This window comes from Burkholderia sp. Bp9031 (assembly GCF_003857965.1).
GTDB classification, from domain to species: domain Bacteria; phylum Pseudomonadota; class Gammaproteobacteria; order Burkholderiales; family Burkholderiaceae; genus Burkholderia; species Burkholderia ambifaria_A.
In genome coordinates this window covers 663,740-684,211 of sequence record NZ_QTPW01000001.1, presented here as the reverse complement: position 1 = coordinate 684,211, position 20,472 = coordinate 663,740, and the positions used below count along the sequence as shown (strand labels likewise).

Here is a 20,472-nt window from a genome sequence, read left to right as displayed (position 1 = left end):
GCACTTCCCGTTTCAGGGCGCCGGCGACCGCTATAACTGTTTTTCCACGCCCGTTGGCAAACCATGTCATCACAATGGTCAATCTCACTTCGCTCGGTGATGGACCTCAGCGGAGCACACATCCTTATCGTCGACGCTCGTCCGAGCGACTTGCGGCTCCTGATCGAACTCTTGCGAGTTACCCGTTGCCGGATCAGTGTCGCCTTTGATGGTTCACAGGCCTATCACCGTGCGCAGGCAGTCTCGCCGGACCTGATACTGATGGATGTCCGCATGCCCCGGATGGACGGCGTCGCCGTCTGCCGATTGTTGGCCTCGACGCCGTCGACGCAGACTATTCCAGTTGTAATTCTGACCGTCGCGGGTGCGCTCGAGGACCGTCTTGCCGGGCTTGAAACGGGAGCAATCGACTACATCGTAAAGCCGTTCGAGCCGGCAGAGGTCATCGTTCGAATTCGAAATCATATTAAGCGCTCCAGTCGCGATCGGCAACCTCGAAACGTGCCCGAACTACCGGATAATCCGGACTCCAATTTGGTACGCGCTGCAATCGGAATCCTACTGCATGATTTGCGTAAGTCACCAGCTCTTGACGAACTGGCACACCTCGTCGGCACCCACGAAAAGCGCTTGTCCCCGATTTTTCGCGATTGCTTGGGGCAAGACGGTATTCGAGTATTTGCGCGAGACGCGATTGCGCACCGCTATGCACCTTCTTTCGACGACATCGATGAGTATCTCGGATGTAGCCGACGAGATTGGCTTCTCGAGCGCGGCCAATTTTGCCACCGCATTTCGGGAACAACTTGGCGTTAGCCCATCGCGTTGGCGGAAGAGACACCTTGGGCAGGATTGTGGCGGAACAAGCGACGAAATGCGGGTGGGCAGGGACTCAAAGTAGTAGCCCCGGAACACCGGCGAGCATGCGTCTTGTCCGACCGCACACGCCTGTTGCTTTACGCGCTGCTTGCCATCGACAAGAGCAGGGGGCGAGCGCGACTGCGATCTGCGCGGACCGCCAGTCGGGTCTGTGAGGCCGGCCGCAAACGTTACCGGTACTGCCGCGATGCGATCACCGCCGTGCTGAGCACATAACGAGAGCGATCCGGCCAGATCTGTCCGATGGTCGCCTCGTAACGAATTCATTGTCTTCGCAAGTCGATCCGGGGCCGGACTCGCGTTACTGTTTCGCCGGCGCGGGGTAAACGCTGATGAGAAAGCTGCCGTACATTTATTGACACCCCTCACAAATCTGCTAAATTTTCCCCATAAATTGACGGTGTATCAATTTTGTCGGACGTAGCGGTGGTGTGCGCTGGGTCCGCATGAATAATTTATCAGTACAACTACCTAATGGAGACGCCCCAATGAAATGGACATGTTCCGCGGTATGCTCGGCCGCTGCGATTCTTGCTGTGCCTGCGTACGCCCAGAGTACCGTTACGCTCTATGGAATCGTCGACGTCGGCGTGACCTACGCGAATAACGCGCAGACCTCAAAGATCGACGGGAAGCCGCACGGTGCCTCACAGTTTGCGTTGAGTGACGCCCATACTACCGGTCTCAGCGGTAGCCGCTGGGGCCTCAAGGGCGTCGAGGACCTGGGTGGTGGCTGGAAGGCGATTTTCAATGTGGAGAACGGGTTCATGGCGAACACCGGTGCATTGGCTCAGGGCGGAGCGGAGTTTGGACGCCAGGCTTGGGTAGGACTGGCCAGCCCTTGGGGCACGGTCACTGCGGGCCGTCAGTACGATCCGTTGGTGGACTATGTGCAACAGTTCGCTGCGTCGGGTGCATTCGCTGGATACATGGGTTCTCATCCGGACGATCTCGACAACCTGACGAATACGAACCGCATCAACAATTCTGTGAAGTTCGCCTCGGCGTCCTACGGCGGCTTCAGGGCCAGCGCCCTCTATAGTTTTGGCGGTGTGCCAGGGAGTCAGGCACAGAACCAGATATGGGGGCTCGGCGCCGGGTACACCGGAGAGCGTTTCGTCATGGGACTCGGGTACCTCAACGCGCGCGATCCGAATGTATCGTTTTACGGCAACACTCCGAATAAAGGTACCGCCGCGGCGAACAACATCGGTTCCGGAGGTAGCTCAACAGCACCCGAGTCCAATCCTGTCTATGCTGGCTATGCATCTGCCAAGACGCTGCAGATCTTCGGGGCGGGAGCCTCTTATACGCTCACAGACACGACGCTTTCTCTGGTTGGTACGAACGTTCGATTTGGCTCGCTGGGATCGTCGTCGGGGCCCAATCCGTTGGGTTATACCGGGGACGCTGTATTTACGAGTGTCGATCTCAACGTTCGATATCGTGCATCACCGATGCTCCAACTCGGCGCAGGCGTTGACTACACGCATCGGAACGCGGTGAAGGGCGACCAGGGGGCAAAATACTTGCAGCTGGATCTTGGCGTAGATTACAGCCTTTCGAAACGCACGGATTTGTATGCATTGGCGGTACTTCAACGTGCGATGGGTCATGATTCGCTCGGACAACCCGCCGTCGCATCAATTGCTGGCTTCAGTCCGTCGGCGACGGATAAACAGATCGGCGTTCGGCTCGGCATCCGGCACAAGTTTTGATGTCGCCGCCAAGCTGAGGTAACGTGTGGCGCCGCTCTATAGAGATGGCAATCGTACGGCGCCACACTTCCAAATAGCAACAAGCCTCGAATCGGTGCGGAGCAACCGGCTGGAATCGATGGGACGATCAGTTGTTATTTGCCACGCGCTTTCGCCGTGACGTGCGCGGAAGGGAAGACTCCAGCGCTTCTCCATGTGATCGGGGCCACTGTTCGAATCCATCCAGCAGCAGCCGCAGGCCCTCATCAAATGCGCAGTCGGCGCTGAGCTTCGAGAAAGCCGACCCAACCAGCTTGGCTGCTGGATATCGATCGTCCGAGGCGGCTTCAAACTTGTCGCGTATGTAGTCCGAGTGCTCGGCGGGGCTCTGTCGCCCCGCAGCTGCCACGCTTGAAGACAAGAGGTATTGAGCAAGCAAATGGTACGCGAGCGCGGTCTTTTCCGCAGTGAAACCACCCTGCAGAAATGCCGAGGTCGTGTGATTGAACAGCGCCAGGCCGTAGTCCGTCTCGCCTGGTCCGACAGCCTGGAAAAGCCTGAAACGATTGTGCGATGCGATATAGAGGCTGACACCCGGCATTTCACGCGCGAACGCATACGAGATCCGGGCGATTTTCTCGACGTCCGGGCGCCAGTCTCCGGTTAACGCCGGCAACGCTTCAAGCCGTTGACGATAGTAACCGTTTAGTACCCCGGAGATCAGGTCGTCGCGGCTGCCAAGGTAATAGTGGATCAGGCCCGGCGCGACGCCAAATTCCTTTGAGAGCTGCACCATCGAAACCTGGTCAAGAGGCATCGACCGAGCCATCTCGCTGGCGCGCTCGATGATCACTTTCCGGGACAGCAGTGGCTCGGTACCGATCGCTGATGCCGTCTTAGGCGGCCGGCCTCGCCGTCGAGGGACGGTTTCGCCGGCGGATTCGGTTTTGTTTCGGGGTGCATCCGTCATGGTCAGCGCGATGGTTCGTGTGGGGACCAAAAGTTGTTGCGGGAAAGTACCGACAGTCTACCTCCAAAATATAATTGACACCATCTCAATATATTTCTACTCTTTGATCAAGTGCTTGAACCGATCAGGAGACGAAGTGGCTGATATTGAAAAGGCGATCGTGACCGCAGGGCTGCGGGGTGCTAACTGGGACCCGGCCCTTATGACGCGCCCATATAAAGTGGTCCCGTATGCACTGCAGACTGCAGACGGTCAGAAGACGCTAGGATTCCTTTTTACGCGGACAGGCGAGGAGCGGACCGTTGTCTCGATCATGCATCCGAGAGAAATGTCCGTGACGCACTATCTCGTTCCGTCGGTGCTCGATGCGGGGTGCGCCTGCTGGGTACAGGGCCCCCGATCCATCGGCAACGATTTGCGGCTGGAGCACGAGATTGCGCTGTTGGACGTTGCAGCTGGCATGACCCACTTGCGCTCGCTGGAATTCGAAAACATCGTTCTGCTTGGAAATTCTGGTGGCGGTGCCCTCTACGCGTTCTATCATCAGCAGTCGCGTCTGGCTCCCGAACAGCGCATCAAGCGCACTCCAGGGGGGCGGGTGACTGGCCTTGGTGACGTCGTGATGCCGACAGCGGACGGGATGATTCTGGTTTCTCCGCATCCTGGACAGGGGGTGATTCTCCTGAATAGCGTCGATCCGAGTGTGATCGACGAAAACGATCCTATGTCCGTCGATCCGGCACTTGATCCGTTCAGTGCAGATAACGGCTATGACGCGGCAACCAGAACAGCGCGCTATTCTCGCGAATTTTCGACGCGATACAGGACGGCGCAACTTGCGAGAGTGCAGCGCCTGGACGTGCATGCGCGGGCTTTGCTCGCGCGGAAGCAAGATGCGCGCAAGCGTGTCAAGGAAGGGGGCGGGACCGCTATCGATCACCGAGTTGCGGGTTATGCCCCGATATTCCAGGTATGGCGCACCGACGCTGATCTTCGTGCCTGGGATACGTCGATAGACCCATCGGACAGAAAGGCAGGCTCTCTGTGGGGCAACGATCCATTCACATCGAACTGGGGCAGCGTCGCATTTGGACGTGTAGTTACTCCGGAATCGTGGTTGTCCACATGGTCCGGCCTGACGAGTAACGCATCATTCGCGAAGTGTGCGTCCGCGATCGATGTGCCGACGCTTTTGCTGGAGTACTCGGGTGATCAGTGTGCTTTCCCAGAGGATTTCGAATGCATCTACAACGACATAGCGTCGAAAAATAAGACGCGAATCAAGGTTCGTGGAAACCACCATGGCATGGCTTTGAGCAAGGACGAGCCTTCCGGCCGACGGGTCGCGGGTGAGCATATCGCTGAGTGGCTGGGTGCACGCTTCACCGTTTGAGCATTGCACCACCACAGTTACAAGATGGAGACACAGTTGAACGAAAGAGAGTTCAGGCCCAAGCGAGCTTTGCCGGGCGTCCGTTATCCCGACATCGAACGATTGGCCCGCTACGTCGATGCCGGCGTCCTTCAAAAGCAATCGCTGCGTGCCGCGCTTTGTGAGTCCTTTCGCGAGCATGCCGGGCGAAAAATTCTGGTCGGCCCAGAGGGCGAGTTCACCTACGAGGAGTTTGATGAACTTACCGACCGGTTTGGCGCGGCGCTGTTGCGCGAAGGCGCCCGGCCGCTTGATCCTGTCATCTTGCAGTGCGGAAACTGCAACGAACTCCTCATCGCGTTTGTCGGTTGCCTCAAGGCAACGCTAATCCCTCTTTGTGCGCTTCAGGCGTTTCGTAAGCACGAGATTTCCTATCTCGGCAATCTCTGCGAAGCAGTCGTACACGTCGTACAAGGTGACGATGCAAGATTCGACGACGTCGCTTTCGGCGAGGAAATGTGCGATTACGTCCCTTCTCTGAAACTCCTCATTCAGGCCCGTGGGACCCCACGTGGCAGTGCGAATACGTTGTGGTCGCTGATTGACAGCATCGGCACGAACGACGCACGGTCCGTGCTGGCCGATGTCGAGGACGATCCGTTTCAAGTCGCGGTGTATCAGTTGTCGGGAGGCACTACTGGTGTCCCGAAGATAATTCCGCGTTTTCAGAACGAGTACTTGCTGAATATGCGGGCGGTCGCAAGCCGAAACGGCTACCACCGTGACGATGTCCTTTTCATGCCCACGCCGTTCATGCACAACATGAACATGGTCTGTTTCTTTGGGCCAATGATGTTGAACGGTGCGGCCGTGACGGTGTGTCCAGACATCAGGCATGAAACGCTCTGCGACGTAATCGAGCGCTACAGCCCTACCTGGTTTGGCCTTGCCGGTCCGATCTTTTCTCGGGTCGCGGACCAAATGCGGAGGGCATCTGTAGAGGAGAAGCAGCGTCGCAAGCTAATCGGCCCAAAGAATGCAGCGCGTTTGCGAGATGCGCTCGGCTCCCCTTGCTACCACATCTTTGGGATGACCGAAGGAGTGATCATGTTCGCTCATCCTAGTGACCCGCAGCGCATCCTCGACGAGTCGGTCGGTCGACCGGTGTCGGAATATGACGAGGTCCGGATTGTTGAACCGGGAACAGAAATTGACGTTGATGACGGAGAGGTTGGGGAAGCGTTGTTCCGCGGACCATATACAATCCGCGGATATTTCAAGTCTGAAAGGGAAGACGTTCATCGCTTTACCACTGACGGCTATTACCGATCAGGTGATTTGATGATGGCCGAAGTGATCGACGGCAAGCGCTATTTCTTCTTCCGCGGACGGACGAAAGACGTCGTCGACAGAGGCGGCGAGAAAATCAACGCCGAGGAACTCGAGAATCTCATCAATGCGTGCCCGCGTGTGCATGCCTCCGCAGTTGTCGGAATGCCAGATCCGGTTTATGGCGAAAAGGTGTGCGCGTTCATCGTACCTAAGCCAGGAGTTGAGCCCATCACGCTATCCGAGTTGACCGAATACCTCGATGCCGCGGGTCTAGCCAAATTCAAATGGCCGGAGCGCGTGGAAATCATCCACGAATTTCCCGTCACCGCATCCGGGAAGCTGAGCAAGGCTCTGCTCCGAAAGTGCATTACCGAGCGCCTCAACGAAGAGCGTGCATCAACAACTGCTACCCAAGGCTAAATTATGAACCGTTCAGAACGTGAGGTACTCGTCGCGAATCCGGTGTTGCGTGGTGTTCATCACACCGCGCGTCCGACATGGAAGCTTGAAGAGACGGTCCGTTTCTATCGTGACCTTCTCGGTTTGCCGCTGGTCCATGCAATTTCCGCGCGAGGCTGGGGGCCGGCCGACCACGCGGACTTCCTTCATTTTTTCTTCGACAGCGGAAATGGCAGTACGATCGCGTTTTTCTACTACATCGGTACCGAACGTCCGGAGAAACTTATTCCCACCGATCATTACCAGGACCGAGCAACTCATACCGCGTGGCTTGTCCGTGACGAGACGGAACTGGCTCAATGGCGAACTCGCGTCGAGGAAGTTGGGATTCCGTTGCGATACCAGGTTCGCCACGAAGTAATTGAATCAATCTATTTCAATGATCCCAACGGTTATCCCATCGAGATCACGTACCAGACGCGTCCGTTCGACGACAAGGATAAGGGTGATGCGACTCGCACAATCGAAGCGGCCATCGAACTCGAACGTGCAAGCTACGCCGGCAGTCCCTTTGCGGGCATCGAACCGGTCTGGAAACGAAAAGGGGCCGGATTCAGTGATTTCGGGAGTTTGTCGGTTGCGTCCGTGTTCGTCCTCGATGTGCCGGAGTTTCGTGCTCTCGTCGACGCGGCTGAAGAACGGGGCGGTTACGAAGCCGTGCGAGTAAGCGATGGTTACGTGAGAATCGACGGGGCGCCGGGCCTTACCTTTGAGCGAAAGGAGTTGGGGTTCAAGCCGGCTGTCTGGTACGGCGCGTTAACGGGAGGACTGGTTGGGACCATCGAGCAGTTCGATATGGAAAAGCTGGTAATCGCGCCCGTGAGGCAAGCATGAAGGTCAATATCGTCGGAGGCGGTCCCTCCGGTCTGTTTCTTGCCATCCTCCTCGCGCGCCACGCCCCGCATATCCAGACGGAAGTGATCGAGCAGAATGAAGCTGACGCAACTTTTGGTTTCGGTGTCGTGCTCGCAGACACGGGGCTCACGCGACTGCATCAAGCGGCGCCTGAGCTTTGCACCGATTTGATATCGGCCATGAAGTTCACCTCGCAGCAAACCATCATCACCCAAGAAAGTCCAGTAACCGTGAAGCGGCCTGGGCAAGGCGGTGGCGCTATCCCAAGACTGAAGCTCCTGCAGATCCTTCAGGAGCACGCGACACGTCTTAACATTCCGGTGACCTATGCGTCGCGAATCAACGACATCGATGGTCTCGACGGCGACATCATTGTCGGTGCCGATGGTGTCAATTCAAAAGTGCGATCGAGCGACGAGATCGGATTTGGCACTACTAAGCAAGAACTGACAAACCATTTTGCATGGTTCGGTGTCGGAAAGGCGTTCGAAAATCCTTCCCTCGTATTTCGGGAGTTTTGTGGCGGATGCTTCGTTGCTCACTACTATCCGTATTCGGAGAGCATGAGTACGTTTGTGGCGGAGTGTGACCACGAGACGTGGATCAAACTTGGCCTGGAAGAGATGACTCTTGAACAGAGAGAGGCGCTTTTCGAAGAAGTTTTCGCGACCGAGCTCGACGGTTACCGATTGATTTCAAACAATTCCATTTGGCGGCAGTTTCCGGTCATCCGCAACGCAAACTGGTTCAGTGGAAACCGTGTGCTTGTCGGCGATGCTCTCGCGAGTGCCCATTTCTCGATCGGGTCGGGGACACGTATCGCGATGGAGGATTCGATCGCCTTGGCACAGGCGATTGTCGCAAACGACAGTGATGTCGTTGCTGCGCTCGCCGGTTATGTCGCGCGGCGTAGGGAATCCAAGGACCGCTTGATCAAGGCATCGGAAGCTTCCTATATGTGGTACGAAAACATCCGAGAGTGGATGAACGATCTCAGCCCGCATCAGTTCGTGTACCAGTTCATGACGAGAACGGGACGTATCGATGCAGGGCGATTGCGCGAGCAGTATCCCGCGTTGGTCCGGGAATTGGAAGTGGCCGGGGCGATTCCCAGCATCGAGGGGCTCTCATGATCCATAGTTACGAGTACGTGCTTCATGAGGAGCCCTTTACCGTCCGGCGTACGGTTCGCTGGGCAGACTGCGATCCTGCTGGTGTCGTATATACCGGTCGGCTCAGCGAGTACGTACTTAGTGCGGTGGCGCTATTCAAGGATTTTGTCTCAGAGTCGAGTGGCGGTGGACATCGGCCGCTTGGCGAAATCTTCGATGTCGGGCTGCCGTGTCGCGGCATGACATTCGACTTTTGCGGAACGCTTTGGCCCGACGACAGCGTCGATATCGAATGCAGCATAGGCGATATTCGAAGTCGATCGTTCGACATCCTGCTCGAAGGAAAGTCGCTCGATCGGCAACCCGTCTTTCTTTCGAAATTCTCACCCATATGCGTGCGCACCGACGCGCGCATCGGGACTGAAATTCCCGATGCGTTGAGAAGGATCCTTGAAGGCTTTGCGCGTAAGACGCTACAACAAACGGAGTCGACATGAATTATCGCATTGGGCAAATCGTGCCCAGCTCGAATATCACGATGGAGAAGGAGATCCCTGCATTGTTCGGGGCATATATGCAGGCGTACCCGGAGCATCAGTTCACTTTTCACTCGAGCCGGGTTCGTATGCATCGCGTTGTTCCCGAGGAACTTGAGCGCATGAACCGCGATATGGGGCGCTGCGCTATCGAACTCGCGGATGCGCGGGTAGACGTGCTGAGTACCGCGTGCCTTGTCGCAATCATGTGTATGGGGGAGGGGTATCACCGCGCGGCTACGCAATCGCTGTTGGACGCGCTCGATAGTCATCAGACATCCCCAGGGGTGATGACGTCCGCAGGCGCACTTGTGGATGAGTTGAAGAGCTTTGGCGCTCGTCGCATCTCGCTTATGGCTCCGTATTCCGATGCCTTGACGAAGCGGGTCGTCAGCTATATCGAGGCAGAAGGCATCGAAGTCAACGATGCTATCAATTTTTCTATCGAAGACAACCTTGAGGTTGGCGCACGTGATCCGATGCGTCTGATCGAAGACGTTAAACGATTGGATGTCCGTGGCGCCGATACCGTAGTGCTTTCGGCCTGTGTTCAGATGCCGTCGCTGCCGGCAATTCAGATAGCACAAGAGATGTTGGGCATTCCGGTCACCTCTACAGCAGTGTGCACGGCCCGGCAGATGCTGCGGTTGCTAGAGCTTCCGGTTACGGTCAGGGGTGCCGGTGCTTACCTCGGTGATCTTGGCGGGTTGGGGCACTGACGGAAAACATCGATAACAAGTCACAAGGAGACATGGCATGGAAATCGCAACTGATGACGGAACGTCGAAGGGCATTTACATTCGAAACGTACTTGGTGCGGCATTGGGAATGGCGTTCGGATTTGCGGCCATTTTCATCGCAACCAGCGGCGTTTTCAGCCCGGCGATTGTCAAGGAGTTTCATTGGGGGCGGGCGCAGGCGGCCCAGTCGTATTCAGCCTCGATGCTTGGTTTGGCGTTTGTCAGTCCCCTCATCGGCGTCCTGATGGACCGCTTCGGAGTTAAAAGAGTCGTTTTTGTCTCTGCGATTGTATTTGCGATTGCGATGGCCTGCATGGCATCCCAGAAAGGCAATACGGTGAGCTGGGTGGCACTGTCTCTGATTGTCGGTATGTCGGGTGCGGCTACTTCCGTGCTCGGCTACCTCGCTATCCTTCCACAATGGTTCGACCGCCGCCTGGGTTTGGCAATTGGCATTGCGATGGTCGGCTTCGGAATCGGAACGGTCGCGATGCCGGCACTATCGGCACGGTTGATCGCACACGTCGGGTGGCGCGAGGCCTACCAGGTACTAGCAATTGTCTCTTGTGCAGGCGCATTCGTTGCATTCCTTCTGATGCGCGAGAAGCGTGGTTCTCGGCGCGTGGTTCATGTTCGCGGGACCTCCGGCGCCGTCGATGCCGGGGTCGGATCCACGCGAGGGCGACGCGTGAAGGTACTCATGATCTTTGCGGGTGCTCTATGTGCTTCTACCGCCGTACTGTCACTGGTTCCACACCTTCCTGCACTGCTGATGGATCGAGGGATATCCGCTATCGATGCGGCGCGCTGCGCATCGTTTGTCGGGTTCGGTATTCTGATTGGTCGTCTCACATCCGGTCTACTGGTCGATCGAATTCATGCCCCGTTTGTTGCGTGCGTATACTTTGCGTCGGGAGCCATCGGCTTCGTTTTGCTTCGCCAGATCGATAGCTACTATGGTGCGATGGCCGCTTCGATCCTCGTTGGACTCGCGATCGGTGCTGAGGGTGATTTGCTCTCGTATCTCACACGTGCTTACATCGGAATGGAAAAATTCGGTTTGTTTTACGGAATCGTCTTTTCGGGTTACTCACTAGGGGCAGTGATCGGGCCGATGGCAACGGGCTATTATTTCGACGTCAACAAGTCATACGATCTGCCAATGCAGATGGCTCCGTTCCTTCTTTTAGCGTCTTGCGTTTTCCTTCTTGGCCTGGGGCGCTATACGAAGCCGGGGGAGCATTCGAATGACTCTCTTTCTAGATTTGCCGTCACCGGCAAGTAATCTTTGAATCATTGGTGGCGACGCGATGGATGCGGTTCGTTGCCCGACTAATCTTCACTTCATATCCGATACATCATGCGAGAGGCTGTAATTGTCTCGACCGCCCGTACCCCGATAACGAAGGCTCATCGGGGCGAGTACAACGCGACACCGGGACCCACACTGGCGTCTTATGCCGTACGCGCGGCCGTCGAGCGCGCTAACATTGATCCGGGCTTGATCGAGGATGTGATCTTGGGCTGCGGCTATCCCGAAGGCGCGACCGGACGGAACATTGCTCGCCAGACTGTGGTTCGCTCCGAGCTCCCGATCTCAATCGCGGGGACCACCGTCAACCGGTTTTGCGCCTCCGGTCTGCAGGCAATAGCATTCGCTGCCGGGCGAATCGTCGTTGATGGCGCGCCGGCAATGATCGCTGGCGGCGTCGAAAGTATCTCGTCGATTCGTACGCGGGAAGATAGTGCGTCTGGTGTCGATCCGTGGATCATGGAGCGAAAGCCCGATCTCTATATGTCGATGATCGAGACAGCTGACATTGTCGCCAAGCGCTATGAAATTAGCCGCGTGGGCCAGGACGAATTTTCTGCCCGGAGCCAGAGCCGCACTGAGCTTGCGCAGGCAACGGGTCGGTTCGACGAAGAAATTGTGCCCGTCTCGACCATCATGTCTGTTGCTGACAAGAACTCCGGAACATTCGAAAGGCGTGCCGTAACGGTTAGAAGGGATACATGCAACCGGCCGGGCACCACGGCAGAGGCACTAATGAAGCTGGAGCCGGTTAACGGGCCTGATCGTTTCGTGACAGCAGGAAACGCTTCACAGCTCTCTGACGGTGCTGCTGCCTGTGTCTTGATGGAGGCACGCGAAGCGGAACGTTATGGACTGTCGCCACTTGGCGCCTTCCGTGGGCTCGCACTCGCTGGATGCGAGCCAGACGAAATGGGTATTGGTCCGGTGTTAGCCGTACCGCGACTCTTGGCCCGGCATGGATTGACCGTGGACGACATTGGGCTTTGGGAAATCAATGAGGCTTTTGCGTCACAAGCGATTTATTGCCAGCGTCGGCTCGGAGTACATTCTGAGAGACTAAATGTCAACGGCGGTGCGATTTCGATTGGACATCCGTTTGGCATGACCGGCACCCGAATGGTGGGACACGTGTTGATCGAGGGAAGACGGCGAGGAATCCGCTATGCCGTTGTGACGATGTGTGTCGCTGGTGGTATGGGAGCTGCTGCTCTTTTCGAGGTTTACTGAGGGATGGCGATGCCTTCAAGAAACGGAGCATCAAGCGGACTCGAGGGGGATTCCTCCGTGGCCGTGAGCGAGGCCCCGTGTTTCGATAGTCCCTTCGTTGACTCACTCGGAATTGAACGCGTCACGTGTTCGGCCGGGACATGCGAAGTGGTGTTGCCGCTGAGATCGGCGCATATGAACGCATGGGGTATTGCCCATGGTGGCATCAGTATGACGCTTTCTGACATCTCACTCGCGTTGGCCGCACGCAGTGTGGCAGACTCGGATACAGGTGTTCTGACAATCGAATTGAAGATTAGCTTCATCCAGGCCGGTCGAGGACAGCTCTACGCGCGCGGCCGCTTGTTACATAGGTCAGCGAAGATGGCTTACTGTGAAGGCGAGATTGTCGACGGCAGTGGGTTGTTGGTGGCGAAGTCTCTCGGGACCTTCAAGTACGCGACGAAGCGTTGAGTCAGTCAGTTTTTTGATTTCCGACAGGTGCGACGTACATAGGGGCTATGATGAAAGAGCGGGTTCTTGTAACTGGGGGAGCGAGTGGTATTGGTGCCGCCGTGGCCAGCCGGTGCAGGGAAGACGGTTATGACGTGGTTGTAATCGACAAAGTAGGAGATGGAATAATTGCGGATCTTTCGGATCCAGCGGATTGTGCCAATGCCCTTGCGGACGCCTTGGCAGGGGGGCCAATAACGAGGCTAGTGAATAACGTCGGAATGGTAGCGCCGGCCGACGCAAGTACCCAGACGCTGGAGGATCTCGGAAAGGTCTTGGATCTGAATGTCCGGTGCGCGCATCAGTGTATGCAGGCACTTCTTCCGGGAATGAAGGAGGCTGCGTTCGGTCGTATCGTGAATGTCTCGTCTCGAGCTGCGTTAGGAAAGGAATTGCGCACGGCATATGCAGCGAGTAAGGCGGCTCTGTTGGGGATGACGCGCGTATGGGCACTCGAACTCGGTACCTGGGGAATTACGGCTAACGCAGTTGGTCCTGGCCCGATTCGGACGGAGCTATTCGATGCAGCTAATCCTCCTGAATCCCCGCGGACACGGGCCATTATTGCGAGCGTTCCGGTCAAGCGGCTGGGGGTGCCGGAGGACGTTGCACGAGCAATCGCTTTCTTTCTAGAACCGTCCAGTGGCTTTGTTACGGGACAGACCTTGTATGTTTGTGGCGGCATGACCGTCGGTGTTGCTTCGATCTAAAGCAATACCGTTACAACCTCCAGCCGACACCGGAAACAGAAAAGTTGCCGGTCGCCGGTTTCTCCGTTTCGGATTCAAGATCCAAATCGTGTTGGGACCAGCTTGAAAGCGCAGCTCGTGGACGTACGTACGCTTGTAGCCGCTGGGGGCGCCGCTTGTGTCGGTCCGGTGCTGCGTAGCCGGGTTGACGTGTGCGGAGGAGCTCACGCATGTGGCTCGTCACGACAATTTTCCCGTCTGCTTCGGACACACGTTAGAACGCATGTGCCAGAAGGAGAAGGGTCACCGTAACTGTGATTGCTCCTCCAATCCGTGTCGCAATCTGCGCGAATGGCATCAGGTTCATACGGTTGCAGGCCGTGAGTATGGCGACGTCTCCGGTACCACCCTGGCCGCTGTGACAGGCATTCACGATTGCGGTGTCGATCGGATACATTTTCAACCACTTGCCGACAAGGTAGCCGGTGCCCATCAGGGCCGCTACAGTACTCGCGATGGTTACGACGTTTGCGACATTAATGGCAGCGACGAGCTTGTCCCACGGTGTCATTGCAGTTCCGATTGCAAACAGCAGCGGGTAAGTGACCGCGGTCGAGAAGAATTGGTAGACAACCCGCGCGCCGCCTTCAAGATTCGGAGAAACAAGCCGACAGACCTTGATGAAGACGGCAATGAAGAGCATCGCCACGGGTGCAGGCAATCCGAGCAACCGATGTCCCAGGAGGCCCACCAGGTACAGGGAGATGGCGGTGATCGCAGCTGCAGCGACAGTATTTACGTCGGGAGTGGACGGCGCCGATTCGTCGACCGGCGTCGTCGGAAGTTCGGCAGCCGGCTGCAGCGTACCGCGTCCGGTCAGGTGCGGTCGCTTTTCACCGACCCAATTGAGAACACCCGAGAATAGGATGGCACACAAGCTTCCGATCATGACCGCCGGTAGGACTTCCGCAAATACCGGACCTTGCGGGATCTTCATAATTTCCGAATAACCGACGGAAAGGGGAATCGCCCCTTCACCTACGCCTCCGGCCATGATCGGGATGACAATGTAGAGAAGGGTGTGCTTGGTGCCGAGGCCGAGCACGGTTCCCACGATGGTTCCGACGATTCCACCAACGATGGACCCGGCAGCGAGTGGAAAGAATATTTTGGCAAATCCTCGGATCAGCACCTCGCGATCCATACTGAAGATGCTGCCAACGATAATCGACGCGATGAACAGATACATGAAGTTGCTCACATGCGTGAAGTTTGTCACCATGCCGATCAACTTGGTAGGAAGCAACTGATGAAACGCGAGAAACGAGGGAAGAAACGTGGCGACGATCGCAGCGGAGCCGATCTTGTTGAAGATTGGCATGCGTTTACCGATCTCCGCACAAGTGAAGCCGCAAAGCACCAGGACCGCGATCGCCATCGAGATCTCACCGGGAACCTTGCCCGTCGTAACGAAGCCTGCCACGAGCGCGATCAGGAGAAGGTAGATCGGCAGCGGAACAATGCCTATGCGCAGTTCAACGATTGCCCACCAACCATAAGGCCAGAAACTGCTTCTACGGATGCCTGCATTATCTGAAGAGAGTTCTCTCGTTTGTTGCATGTAACGTCTCCTATGTAATCTCAAGTTTAACGAGCAACCGTCGTGATATTAAATAAGGTATGCATAATATATTGGTGAAATTCTCTTAAATTGCCATTCTTTTCGATGCGCAACTCAGATGACTCCCACCGTTTGCGATTGTCAGCAGCCTGAATTCATGAGCGACGCCTCTCGCCAGCCAGGCTTAAACAATGTCCTGGTTCGAACCCCGCGGTGCGGTTCTTCACCGACATCTACGTACCGAAGCGAGCGAAGACAATGCAAACTGGGCTTCCAGTTTCAACGCGGCGGCCCGTTGCAACAGGCCGCCCGCTACCAGATTCGATCAAGAACTGAACGATCGAATGTGAGTTTTCATTTGCTACATACAGCGTCTTGCCGTCTGGGCCCAGGCAGAGGAACCGCGGAAACGATCCTCCGGTCGGCGTCCACGCAATGTCGGTGGGGAGGCATGTGGTTGGATCGAGACAAAAGGTTGCGATCGTATCGTGGCCTCGGTTCGTGACATACAGCGACCGGCCGTCGGCCGCGATGGCGATTCCTGCTGCACGACTCCAACCGTGGTAGTCACCCGGTATTACCGAGACGGTGTTTACTGCCGTCAGATCACCCGTTGAATGGTTGAACAACCAGCTCGTCAAAGTCGAATCGAGCTCGTTGACGACATAAACGTATGGCCGCAAGGGGTGGAACGCCGCGTGACGTGGACCAGCGCCTTCTCGTGCCCGGGCGCATTTCACAACAGACGAGCCATCGGACAACCATCTTACGGCGAAGACAGTGTCCAGTCCCTTGTCCGGTACGATGTACCAATCACTATCGACGAAGCGCGTGCTGTAGCGGGGTACGTGATGCGGGTGGGACGATACCTGTTCAACGCGATGGGGGCCTGGACGCCCCTCGAGCACAACGGGAAGCGAAGGAGAATTGAGCGAGCCATCGCTGGCGATCGGCACCGGCGTCAAGGATCCGGTCGCATAGCCTGCGATGACGAGCGACGAACCGTCGCGCGAAAATTCGACATGCACAGGGTTGCGTCCAACGCCAGAACGCACATTCAAGGCGCTGAGTAGCCCTGAGACAGAATCGAACCGATAGGCGCTCACTTCGCTTTCGTCGCCATGCACCGCATAAAGCCGGTCTTGTGCCTCGCTTAACGCAAGAAAGCTCGGATTGACCAATGGCTCAAGTGTCTGACAATGCTGCCAGCCACCCGACGGGTCGATCTCGAAAACAGAGATGCCAGTTCCTTCGGCGTTGCGTGCGCGGGTCGTTCGACAGCCTACAAAAGCGAAAGTGCGTTCCATGATTAGCCAGCCTGATCGCTGACGGCCACCTGCGGAAGCAGTATCCCGGGAGTGGCCGGTCGAGCCGGCCGCGGGGGCATCTGGTAACCGAAAAAGCCGAACATCGGGGTTTTCTCCAAGGCAAGCAGGCATTGCTTGCGTTTCGTGTTTGTGCATTCTATGATCATGAAACGCAATAAGCAAATGCATTTGAGGCAGGTGGTTACCCTGAGCGGAGCGCCAGGGAGACTCACGAGGAGAGCGGCAATGGCAAAATCGGTTGTTCACACCAGTTTGGCCTCGGCTCACGCAGCCGTGGTGAACGGCCATTTGTCGCCCGTACAACATATGGACAGCTCTCTCGAAAGCCCGATCCTTACTCCCTTGCAGACGCGTGTCGCCCGCGAAATCATTGCCCTTGCCAGACGCGAAGATCTGGCAATTGGGGATCGATTGGCGGAATCCCTGCTTGCCGAAAAAATCGGCACGTCCCGCACGCCGGTGAATGCAGCACTCCACCATCTGGCGACGCTCGGTGTCGTTTATTACGACGCGAATCGCGGGTTTTTCATGGCGCAGCCAGCCCGCGATGTGACGGCGGTCGCCGAGCACTTTTTCAACGAACCCGACGATCCGCTGTACCTGAAGATCGCCGACGATCGTCTTTCGCGCCGGCTTCCTGATGTGGTCACGGAGGCCGACCTGATGCGCCAGTACGAAGTTTCGCGTAGCGAATTGCGGCGTGTGTTGTCGAGGATGCAAGAAGAGGGCTGGCTGGAGCGGCAGGTCGGGCATGGTTGGCAATTCATGCCGATGATTGATTCGGTGGACGCGTATGAAGAGAGCTACTTGTTCCGCGCCTCTATCGAGCCGACCGGTGTTATGTCCCCGATGTTCAAAGCAGATCGCGTGGAACTGGAGGAGTTGCGCCGGCGGCAGGAGTTCATTGCCGGCTCCGGCTACCTCACGATGAACTCGGTCGAGCTTTTCGAGGCCAACAGCGAGTTTCACGAAACGATCGCAAAATGGTCTGGCAACCGCTTTATTGCCCAATCCGTCCGTCGCATGGACCGCTTGCGTCGCCTTGTCGAGTATCGGCAGGCAAGAGCTCGCAAGCCGCGCCAGGGACAAGCGAAGGAACACCTTGCCATCCTGGATGCAATCGCCCAAAACGATCTGCTTAAGGCCGCCACGCTGCTTCGGGAGCATATCGATGGCGCGCGCCGGGCGAAGGTGCGCGCTCAGGAGGTGTTCCCCGAAGAATCGTGAATCTGAACAGGTGAGAGACGCCGCGAGATCAACGGCGTTTTTTTAAAAGCAAAAGTGCATTTTGTGATCACAAAACACTTAAAGCGGTTTCGGCGACAGGCTCGATACCGCCAGAGCAGCTGGAGACAAATCATGTCGTATCGCCGAGGATGGATCGCCGTCTTCCTGTTTTCCCTCTCCATGATCAATTACATGGATCGGATTGCTCTTTCGATCGCGGCAAAGCCGATCGAACACGAGTTCCACCTCTCCGCGGTGGGCATGGGTTACCTGTTCTCTTCGTTTATCTGGAGTTATGCACTATTTCTTCTGCCGATGGGTTTCCTGGTTGACCGATTTGGTACCAAGCGAATGGCTGGGATCGGGATCTTCGTCTGGTCCGCAGCGACAGCTCTGACCGGCGCCGCGACGAGTTTTGCGAGCCTGATTACCGCGCGCCTGGTGATGGGGGCGGGTGAGTCGACCAGCAACCCAGTCGGGGGCAAGGTCATTCGCCAATGGATCCCGGCAGGCGAACGCGGGATGGTCACGTCGATGTTCAATAGCGGCTCGTATGCTGGCCCGGCCATTTGTTCGGTGCTCCTCGGCGCATTGGTTGCGGCCTTCGGGTGGCGGCTCTCGTTCGTTATCGCTGGGGGCATCGGCTTCGTGTGGCTCGCGGCGTGGCTCGTCTTCTTCAATCCGCCGGAAAAGGTGCGGTGGTTGCAGTCAGACGAGAGAGCGAAGATTCTTCGCGAGCGCAGCTCGACCCCGGTCGTTGTCGACGAAGAGGACGCGAGTACCGCCGGCGGCCTGCGCACGCTGCTCCGGTCGCGCACACTTTGGGGTTTGGCGATCACGCAAGGCTGTAATGTCTATACGCAATATCTTTTCCTGACGTGGCTGCCGAGCTATCTGCAGTCAACGCGACATCTGACGCTGGCCCACACGGGCGCTCTCGCAGCGGTTCCTTATGCCGCGGCAGTGCTGTTGTGCATCGGTGTCGGCCGACTCAGCGATCGACACCTGAAAAAGAGCGGTGTTGGATCCGGTCGGCGCCGCAACGCGGTTGCAATGGCGATGCTCACCGGCTCTGCAATCCTGGCTGTCCCGTTCATCTCGAGTCTCGCCACGCTCCTGCTAATTTTTTCGATCGCGCTGGCAGGGATTGCATCGACGACCTCGCTGAACTTTGCGCTGCTGAACGATCTGCTGCCGAGTGCCAAGCACGTCGCCAAAGCAATGGCGTTTGTGGTGGTTGGGGGAAATATCTTCGGAATGATTGCTCCGATCGCGACGGGCTACGTGATTCAGGCCACGGGCAGCTACGATTGGGCGTTTGGGATTGCCGGGCTTCTCCTCCTCGTTGGTGCGGTAGTTGTGATGACTATGACTCGTTCGCCGGTAGTTGGCCAGAGTTCCCACACGCAGGCTCCAGCTTCCGCACACTCGTGATCTGCAGGGGCGGGCGAGTTGTGACGTCCGCTCATTTCAGCGCCGGAAGATCTGCGCGCTCTCTGGTGACCGGCCCTACAGAGCTGAAGCGACGTGCAATTTCCGTTTGCGGAGTCTCCCGATGCCCCTGATGTCCGTAAGCGTCTAGCCAGCGGATCGACAGCCAACCAGATCTCGTCGATCCGGATCACCGCAGCCACTCGCGCAGCCAGGCTGCACACTGGGCTGCCTCCGATATCGGCCAGCTTACCGCGACCGTCTGATCTCCCCGGCGTACTTCGATCCGAATCTCTGCCGAATGCGTGTTCCGAGCTTCCAGTGGAATCGGCACAAATGCCAGTGCAGCGTAAGCGCGCGACACGTACCGTCTGTTCATGAGGGCACGGCACCGGCAATCTGATTCCCATCAGATGTAATGGGAATCAGATTGATGAAGCCAGTGGTGCATGGAAGACGACCGGGATCGAGGAACTACACGAAGGAGTTTCGGGAAGCGGTTGCTGCCGAAGCGAACGATCCGAATCGCTCGATTGCCGAGGTAGCGCGTGCGCACGGCTTGAACGCCAATATGGTCGCGCAGTGGCGAAGAAGCTTACTGGATACGCAACCTGCACCGTCGGTACCAAACATCGCGCTGCTACCGGTTGATGTGGTCGATCTGCCTGCGAAAGACATCCCACATCACGCTCTGCCGGAAACGCCGGACGTGTCGGCGAGCCCGGCGATGCCGCCAGGCTGTGAAATCGAGATCGAGGTCGGCAAACGACGTATTCGTATCCGCGGCGTGTCGCAGGAGTTCGCCGAACAGTATTTGCGAGACTGTCTGAAGTGATCCCGCCGAACACGCGAATCTGGATCGCGGCGGGCGTCACGGACATGCGTTCCGGCTTCAACTCGTTGGCCGCGAAGGTACAAACCGTGCTGGAGAAGGATCCCTACAGCGGGCACGTGTTCGTGTTCCGGGGTAAGCGCGGCGACTTGCTGAAGTGCTTGTGGTGGTGCGACGGTGGCCTGTGCCTGCTCTCGAAGCGCCTCGAGAAAGGACGTTTCGCGTGGCCACGCGCCGATGCCGGTGTTGTTGCGCTGACGACCGCTCAGCTCGCGCTCTTGCTCGAAGGTTTCGATTGGCGGCAGCCGATCGATGCGGTACGCCCGCGAAGCGCATTGTAAACGTTCATTACGCGTGG

Annotated in this window: 18 protein-coding genes and 1 pseudogene; 16 read left to right on the top strand and 3 right to left on the bottom strand. The window is 57.1% G+C overall.

What is annotated here, in order from left to right:
- Positions 1–63 precede the first annotated feature (63 nt).
- Both DIE15_RS03065 and DIE15_RS03060 read left to right on the top strand, forming a co-directional pair.
- A pseudogene (locus DIE15_RS03065) lies at positions 64–901 on the top strand (response regulator).
- Positions 902–1,367: 466 nt separating this feature from the next.
- Complete coding sequence (locus tag DIE15_RS03060) at positions 1,368–2,597, top strand: porin (protein ID WP_124501104.1); 1,230 nt, start codon at positions 1,368–1,370, stop codon at positions 2,595–2,597.
- A gap of 127 nt (positions 2,598–2,724) precedes the next feature.
- Here the strand turns inward: DIE15_RS03060 and DIE15_RS03055 are convergent, their stop codons facing one another.
- Positions 2,725–3,546, bottom strand: coding sequence for a TetR/AcrR family transcriptional regulator (locus DIE15_RS03055; protein WP_124501105.1), 822 nt, complete (start codon positions 3,544–3,546; stop codon positions 2,725–2,727).
- Between the two features lie 202 nt (positions 3,547–3,748).
- Here DIE15_RS03055 and DIE15_RS03050 point away from each other — a divergent pair, with 202 nt between their 5' ends.
- The 10 genes from DIE15_RS03050 (at position 3,749) to DIE15_RS03005 (ending at position 13,696) form a co-directional block, all read left to right on the top strand.
- A complete protein-coding gene (locus DIE15_RS03050; protein ID WP_124832371.1) occupies positions 3,749–4,939 on the top strand; it encodes an alpha/beta hydrolase in 1,191 nt (396 codons plus the stop codon).
- 36 nt (positions 4,940–4,975) lie between these two features.
- A complete protein-coding gene (locus DIE15_RS03045; protein ID WP_260428170.1) occupies positions 4,976–6,670 on the top strand; it encodes an AMP-binding protein in 1,695 nt (564 codons plus the stop codon).
- Positions 6,671–6,673: 3 nt separating this feature from the next.
- Positions 6,674–7,543 carry a VOC family protein gene (locus DIE15_RS03040; RefSeq protein ID WP_124832329.1) on the top strand — a complete coding sequence of 290 codons (870 nt, stop codon included), beginning with the start codon at positions 6,674–6,676 and terminating at the stop codon, positions 7,541–7,543.
- A complete protein-coding gene (locus DIE15_RS03035; protein WP_124832328.1) occupies positions 7,540–8,697 on the top strand; it encodes an FAD-dependent monooxygenase in 1,158 nt (385 codons plus the stop codon). The genes DIE15_RS03040 and DIE15_RS03035 overlap by 4 nt, the downstream gene beginning before the upstream one ends.
- Positions 8,694–9,173 carry a thioesterase family protein gene (locus DIE15_RS03030; RefSeq protein WP_124832327.1) on the top strand — a complete coding sequence of 160 codons (480 nt, stop codon included), beginning with the start codon at positions 8,694–8,696 and terminating at the stop codon, positions 9,171–9,173. The genes DIE15_RS03035 and DIE15_RS03030 overlap by 4 nt, the downstream gene beginning before the upstream one ends.
- Positions 9,170–9,931, top strand: coding sequence for an Asp/Glu racemase (locus tag DIE15_RS03025; protein WP_124501110.1), 762 nt, complete (start codon positions 9,170–9,172; stop codon positions 9,929–9,931). The genes DIE15_RS03030 and DIE15_RS03025 overlap by 4 nt, the downstream gene beginning before the upstream one ends.
- A gap of 37 nt (positions 9,932–9,968) precedes the next feature.
- Positions 9,969–11,237, top strand: a complete 1,269-nt coding sequence (locus tag DIE15_RS03020) for an MFS transporter (RefSeq protein WP_124614769.1) — start codon at positions 9,969–9,971, stop codon at positions 11,235–11,237.
- Between the two features lie 75 nt (positions 11,238–11,312).
- Positions 11,313–12,494, top strand: coding sequence for an acetyl-CoA C-acyltransferase (locus tag DIE15_RS03015; protein WP_124832326.1), 1,182 nt, complete (start codon positions 11,313–11,315; stop codon positions 12,492–12,494).
- Between the two features lie 3 nt (positions 12,495–12,497).
- A complete protein-coding gene (locus tag DIE15_RS03010; RefSeq protein ID WP_311771956.1) occupies positions 12,498–12,947 on the top strand; it encodes a PaaI family thioesterase in 450 nt (149 codons plus the stop codon).
- Positions 12,948–12,994: 47 nt separating this feature from the next.
- Entirely contained in the window at positions 12,995–13,696 is a 702-nt protein-coding gene (locus tag DIE15_RS03005; RefSeq protein WP_124501113.1) for an SDR family oxidoreductase, read from the top strand.
- 253 nt (positions 13,697–13,949) lie between these two features.
- Here DIE15_RS03005 and DIE15_RS03000 read toward each other — a convergent pair whose 3' ends face one another.
- Both DIE15_RS03000 and DIE15_RS02995 read right to left on the bottom strand, forming a co-directional pair.
- The gene (locus DIE15_RS03000) at positions 13,950–15,296 is read right to left on the bottom strand and encodes a 2-hydroxycarboxylate transporter family protein (RefSeq protein ID WP_124832325.1); all 1,347 of its coding nucleotides are present in this window, start codon (positions 15,294–15,296) and stop codon (positions 13,950–13,952) included.
- A 233-nt stretch (positions 15,297–15,529) separates the two neighbouring features.
- Positions 15,530–16,603: a lactonase family protein gene (locus DIE15_RS02995; protein WP_185734346.1), complete on the bottom strand. Its 1,074-nt coding sequence runs from the start codon at positions 16,601–16,603 to the stop codon at positions 15,530–15,532.
- A gap of 246 nt (positions 16,604–16,849) precedes the next feature.
- Here DIE15_RS02995 and DIE15_RS02990 point away from each other — a divergent pair, with 246 nt between their 5' ends.
- The 4 genes from DIE15_RS02990 (at position 16,850) to tnpB (ending at position 20,455) form a co-directional block, all read left to right on the top strand.
- Positions 16,850–17,851, top strand: a complete 1,002-nt coding sequence (locus DIE15_RS02990; protein ID WP_260428169.1) for a GntR family transcriptional regulator — start codon at positions 16,850–16,852, stop codon at positions 17,849–17,851.
- A 132-nt stretch (positions 17,852–17,983) separates the two neighbouring features.
- Positions 17,984–19,285, top strand: coding sequence for an MFS transporter (locus DIE15_RS02985; RefSeq protein WP_124614763.1), 1,302 nt, complete (start codon positions 17,984–17,986; stop codon positions 19,283–19,285).
- Positions 19,286–19,715: 430 nt separating this feature from the next.
- Positions 19,716–20,117, top strand: a complete 402-nt coding sequence (tnpA, locus tag DIE15_RS02980; RefSeq protein ID WP_185734344.1) for an IS66-like element accessory protein TnpA — start codon at positions 19,716–19,718, stop codon at positions 20,115–20,117.
- On the top strand, positions 20,114–20,455 hold the full coding sequence (gene tnpB, locus DIE15_RS02975) for an IS66 family insertion sequence element accessory protein TnpB (protein ID WP_036047966.1): 342 nt from the start codon (positions 20,114–20,116) through the stop codon (positions 20,453–20,455). The genes tnpA and tnpB overlap by 4 nt, the downstream gene beginning before the upstream one ends.
- Positions 20,456–20,472: the final 17 nt, after the last annotated feature.